The sequence below is a fragment of the Helicobacter pylori genome (assembly GCF_003637685.1).
GTDB classification, from domain to species: domain Bacteria; phylum Campylobacterota; class Campylobacteria; order Campylobacterales; family Helicobacteraceae; genus Helicobacter; species Helicobacter pylori_CJ.
On record NZ_MVWW01000017.1, the window covers coordinates 1 to 2108 of the forward strand.

The window sequence follows — 2108 nt, forward strand, 5'->3', positions numbered from 1 at the left end:
TAAGCAAACACATAATTGAGATACACGCTATAGAGCCTTCGGTATTTGAGTTCAGCCCCCATGAAAGAGTAATAATCCGTGTTAATGGTGGGGATTTTCACGCCCAATTCCATGCCATGCTGAGCGGCATGATCGCTGTCTTTTTTCTTAGGCCTAGCGAGATTCATCCTCAAGCCTAAATTGAATAAAAATTGGAAGTTAGCCACATTCATCTTAGCGCTATAGATATTACCCACCATGTTCAAATTCACAAATTCAGAATTAAGCCACGAAGTCCCAGCTAGCGCAAAACCTCCAAAAAGCCCCACAGAAAGCTTGTTATTCTTGCCTAAGAAATTGGTGTTTTTATCGTTGATGAAGTTATAAAGAGCGTCCATGCCCACTCCATAAGTCCACACATCAGAAGCGGAGTTAAAAAAATTAGATTTGATATAAGCATGGTTGTAATCAAAAAAGCCGTAATACCTTAACCCCCAATTCCTTTTTTTGCCAAAGAATTGCTTATAGCCCACTTGCACGCCGATGCCATTCATCGCCCCGTTATTGGTTTGAGAACTGATCATGCCAAAGCGCCTGAAAGGGTTTTTGCCTAATTCTTGCGCGGTGGTTTGGAGCTGGTTGTATTTGTCTGCGTTTAAAGAATAAGTGAGCAAACCTTCTGGGGAATTAGGGTTTTGAGTGGAATGCGTCATGTTTTGAAGAGACTTGGCGTTAGGCAAGCTAGAGATACCATTATTGATCGCTGTAGAGTCTTTATTCAGGGTGTTAAGGGCTTCTTTAAAATTCAAAATGGTTTGAGCCAAAGCCCTATCCTGATTGACCTGATTGCCATAATAAGCGGTGTGTTGCTCTAAAGAATTGAGAGTTTCTTTCACAAACGCACAACCTGAACCATAAGTGTTGTCGTTAATCACACCAGCTGATCCTGCGGTGCATTCTTCTAGATCTTGTTGGATAGGCCCTTGAATGCTGTGGAAATTGTTCGCAACTTGCTTAGCTAAATTTAAAATCTCTGCTTGAGCTTCAGCTCTGTTGAGCATTTCTTGAGCGAATTGCTTATTTTTAGAAGTGTAGGGGTTGAAATTGTTGGGTTGCGTGATTTGGGCATTTTCATTAGCGTTAAGCTGTTGGGTTTTTTCTAAAACGGCTTGAGCGTTTTTAATCATCTCGTTAATAGCGTTAAAAGAAGGGCCAAAAATATCCATCACATTCCCAGTCTTGCCGCTAAACCCCCATGCCCCACCGCCACCATTCACATGCGGGTTTTGGGTGGTAAGGACATTGATGATAGTAGCGGCTTGTTGCAAAAGGTTTTCAGCGTCATTGACGCTGCTAATTTTTAGCTGGATTGGGATTGATGAACCGCCTGAATAATAGTTGCCATTCCCATCGGGGTAAGTGTATTCTGTTGTAGGGTTTCTTGTGAAAGTTTGATTGATATTGACTACCATATTTTTAGAGCCATTCAAGGCAGGCATCCCACCTCCTTGGTTTTGGTTTAAAGCGGTTTGGATAGTTTGATAAGCGGTATTGAGAACCTGGTATTCGCTGCTAGATAGGATACCATTGGGCCCTACATTACTAGCCCCATTACAAGTGGTGGTGGTCGTTCCGCTACCGGTGTTGTAGCTGTAGTTTGGCGTGTTGTCAAACGATCGAACGCCCCCATTTTCTAAATGTTCTGGGCCAAGATTGGGGCCAGGGCCGCAGCTGATGCCAAAGGCTATGACTTGCCACATGCCCACAGCGGCATTGAGCGCTAAAGCCACAGCTTGATAGGCCGGAGAAGTGGTGGTAGCGCTAGTGAGGTTGATCGCGCTTGAGCTTAAATTATCAATCGCACCCGTGATCGCGCTTGGCGTGCTGGCTAGATTGACTAAGGAATTTAAGTAATTGTATTGGTTTAAAAGGTTGTTTAAGTTATCGTATCTGTCCGCAAGATTTTGCAACGCTCCAGTGTTTTTCACTTGTTGGACCGCTTCACCGATTTGATAGCCCACGCTCATAAAAAATCCGTCGTCTTCAGCTCTTGATAATGAAGCTACGAGAGAAAGAGAGAGTAAGAGGGATTTTTTGATTTTCATGTTTTCTCCTTTTATTAGATTTTT

General features: G+C 43.1%; 1 protein-coding gene. It reads right to left on the reverse strand.

Annotation, left to right across the window (positions count from 1 at the left end; genetic code table 11):
* On the reverse strand, window positions 1-2084 hold a 2084-nt coding region (gene sabA, locus EAL44_RS07785), incomplete at its 3' end, for a Hop family adhesin SabA/HopD (protein WP_276206213.1).
* Window positions 2085-2108: the final 24 nt, after the last annotated feature.